Annotated in this window: 4 protein-coding genes and 1 tRNA gene; 2 read left to right on the top strand and 3 right to left on the bottom strand. The window is 74.8% G+C overall.

Going from position 1 to position 2,741, the window contains the following annotated elements; genetic code table 11:
* Window positions 1-981, bottom strand: a 981-nt coding sequence (locus tag SSBG_RS14360; RefSeq protein ID WP_078491303.1) for a serine/threonine-protein kinase, incomplete at its 3' end; no start/stop codon positions are given.
* A gap of 8 nt (window positions 982-989) precedes the next feature.
* Complete coding sequence (locus tag SSBG_RS14355) at window positions 990-1,664, bottom strand: helix-turn-helix domain-containing protein (protein WP_008746835.1); 675 nt, start codon at window positions 1,662-1,664, stop codon at window positions 990-992.
* Window positions 1,665-1,915: 251 nt separating this feature from the next.
* On the opposite strand from SSBG_RS14355, the gene SSBG_RS14350 reads away from it, so the two are divergent.
* Both SSBG_RS14350 and SSBG_RS14345 read left to right on the top strand, forming a co-directional pair.
* Window positions 1,916-1,988 (top strand) — tRNA-Ala (locus SSBG_RS14350).
* 116 nt (window positions 1,989-2,104) lie between these two features.
* Entirely contained in the window at window positions 2,105-2,371 is a 267-nt protein-coding gene (locus tag SSBG_RS14345) for a hypothetical protein (RefSeq protein WP_037869770.1), read from the top strand.
* Window positions 2,372-2,537: 166 nt separating this feature from the next.
* On the opposite strand, the gene SSBG_RS14340 is transcribed toward SSBG_RS14345, so the two are convergent.
* Window positions 2,538-2,741, bottom strand: a 204-nt coding sequence (locus tag SSBG_RS14340) for a DUF5324 family protein (RefSeq protein WP_037869769.1), incomplete at its 5' end; no start/stop codon positions are given.

The raw sequence follows: 2,741 nt of genomic DNA, 5'->3' as shown, positions 1-2,741 counted from the left end.
CCGCCCGCAGGAGGGAGCCCGGAGACGGGCGGGGGCGGCGTCCCCGTGCGGGTGCGGGGGCGTGCTCTCCTCGAACGGCAACCTCGGGGATCGAAGGGGGCGCGGGAGCGGCCCCTGCTCCGTGAAGCCCGGTGGGGGCGGGCCGAGTTGGTCGAAGACCTCGACCGGCTCCTCGTACGGACCCGGGCCCGGCAAGAGCCGGGCGGCCTCGGCGAGGGCCTTGCGGACGGCCGTCGCGGTCCGGAACCGGTGCCGCGGATCGGGATGGAGGAGCGGGCCGAGCACCTCCCACAGCGCGGCGGGGACGTCGCGCGGGGCGCTCGGGATGCCGCGCGCGTACGCCGCGACGAGGCCCTGCGCGTCGGGACGGCCGCCGGTGAGGAGATGGATCGCGACGAGCCCGGCCGCGTACAGGTCGGCGGGCATGTCCGGTTCGGCGCCGAGGAGTTGCTCGGGGGCGATCCAGCCGGGGGTGCCGACGACGTGGTCTGGCTCCGTCAGCCGCGGTTCGTCGCGGTGCGCGGCGATGCCGAAATCGGAGAGCCACAGGTGCGGGGGCCCGGTGCCGCTCGCTTCGAGCAGCAGGTTCGCGGGCTTCACGTCGCGGTGGACGACACCCTCGGCGTGCACCGCGCCGAGCCCGGCGAGGAGCTGGTCGAGCAGGACGCACACGTACGCGGGCGGCAGCGGCCCGTAGTCCCCGACGAGGCGCTCGACGCTCCCGCCGCGCGCGAGGTCCATCGTGAAGAGGACCTGCTCGTCGTCGGCGGCCCAGCTGCGCGGCGCGAGGACGTGCGGGTGGTCGATGCGCAGCGCCTGCTCCCGTACGAAGCGCAGCAGCGTGTGCGCGTCGCGGCGGTGCAGCACCTTCGCCGCGACGTACTGGCGGCGGCGCCGGTCCCAGGCACGCCAGACGGCGCCCGCGCCGCCGCGCCCGATGGGGTCGGCGAGGACGTAGCGGCCCGCGAAGGTCCCGGTCACGGCGGCGCTCAGACCTGGTGGCGCGCGTAGTGGTCGATGGCCTCGGAGGTGCGCCCGGCCCCGTAGACCCGGAGCAGCTCGGCGAGTTCGGGGTGGTCGTCGGCGATGAGCGCGGCGGCGGTGACGATGTCCTGGGCGGAGGCGACCGAGCGCAGCAGGGCCTGCATCTCGCGGACGACGCGGCGCACGGTGGGGGCGCCGCCGCCCGTGGAGCCGCTCTGCCCCGTCGAGAGCACGGAGCCGCCGCGCGAGGCGCGGATCTCGTCCATGCGTACCGCGGCCTCGGCTGCCGGGACGCTGCCGTCGGCGACCTGCGCGGCGAGTTCCTGGAGGAGCTGGACGCGCTGGACGACGCTCGGATTGCCGATCTTGGCGCGCTGCCCGCTCATGAGCTGCGAGAGCATCGGGGCGGAGAGGCCGAGGACCCCGGCGAGACGGGCCTGGTTGAGGCCGAGGTCGTCGATGAGGCGGCGGAAGAGCGCGCCGAGCGGCTCCCCGTACCAGAGGCGCTGCAACTCCCGGGATTTCGCGGTGGTTTCCTGGTTCCGGCCGCGTTCCTCGGGCGCGCGGCCCGGCTCCGGTCCGCTGTCGCGCGGGGGCGGGGTCTCCGCGGCGGGGCCCGGGAGCCGGGAGCCCTCCGCGCTCGCCGCTCTCGCCGCCGCTTCCTGTCGTGCTGCGTCCATGGTCCGTCTCCCCTTGGCTTCCCCACAGGCGCGGTTCGTACGGGCGAACCACCGGCCGTGCGCCGGCGGCCCGTTCCCGGTCCCGCTCCGGCCCCCACGTGCCTGAGCGCATCCTACGGAGCGGCCCGCGCCGAGGGCAGTACCCCACGTGCCCCGGCGGAACCGCTCCGGATCGCTTTTGCGGAAGCCGGGGGGTGTACGGCTATCCTGTGCCAGGTGTCCGCGCCGCCCCGGTGGTGCCGCGACAGCCCGGGCCCTTAGCTCAGTTGGTAGAGCGCCGTCTTTGCATGGCGGATGTCAGGAGTTCGACTCTCCTAGGGTCCACCGCAGGTCAGAGCCCCCCTCGCCCTCGGCGCGGGGGGCTCTGGCGTACTCCGGGCCGGTTCATCGGCGCGCGGGCGGGGAGGAGACGGGACAACGACCCGGACAGGGGGACGGCGATGATCGGTGAAGTGGCGCTGTACGGCGGGGTGGCCGTGGTGCTGGTGGCCGCACTCGTGAGCGGGCGCGGTGCTCGCAGGCGGGCGCGGGTCTTCGAGAAGCGGTACGGCTCCTACGAGGGCTTTTGGCGGCAGGTGGACGGGGGCCGGGTACGGCAGGTCGCGCGGGAACGGGGCCCGGTCGCGGCCGTCAAGGAGGTGCGCGAGCGTCACCCGGGCGTCTCGCTCGTGATGGCCAAGCGGTACGTGGACCAGCTGGCGGGCTGAGACCGAGGCGGCGCGGGGCGCCCCCGGCGATGTTTCACGTGGAACATGGCGTGACGTTTCCCGCCGGACATGGCGCGATGTTTCACGTGGAACATCGTCCGGCGCGCGCAAAGCCCCCGGACGGATGGCTCCGTCCGGGGACGTACGCGTGCGGGAGGGCGGTGGATCAGCCCTTCTGCTCGGCGCTCGACGGGGATTCGGCGTCGAGCGTGCCTTCGACGGCGGTGAGGTGGCTGCCGTCCTCGGGAACCTCGGTCGGGGCCGGGGGTTCCACGAGCCAGTCCGGGTTGGCCTGTTTGTCCCACCACTTCCAGGCGGCGTAGGCGCCGCCCGCGAGCAGTGTGACGACGGCGAGGCCCTTGACGAAGCC

It is taken from the genome of Streptomyces sp. SPB074 (genome assembly GCF_000154905.1).
Classification (GTDB): domain Bacteria; phylum Actinomycetota; class Actinomycetes; order Streptomycetales; family Streptomycetaceae; genus Streptomyces.
The sequence above is the reverse complement of the archived record's forward strand: the minus strand, read 5'-3'. Positions and strand labels throughout refer to the sequence as shown.

Coding starts and splice junctions, on each gene's coding strand:
- SSBG_RS14345 (WP_037869770.1), top strand. CDS start 2,105: ATGATCGGTGAAGTGGCGCTGTACGGCGGGGTGGCCGTGGTGCTGGTG.
- SSBG_RS14355 (WP_008746835.1), bottom strand. CDS start 1,664: ATGGACGCAGCACGACAGGAAGCGGCGGCGAGAGCGGCGAGCGCGGAG.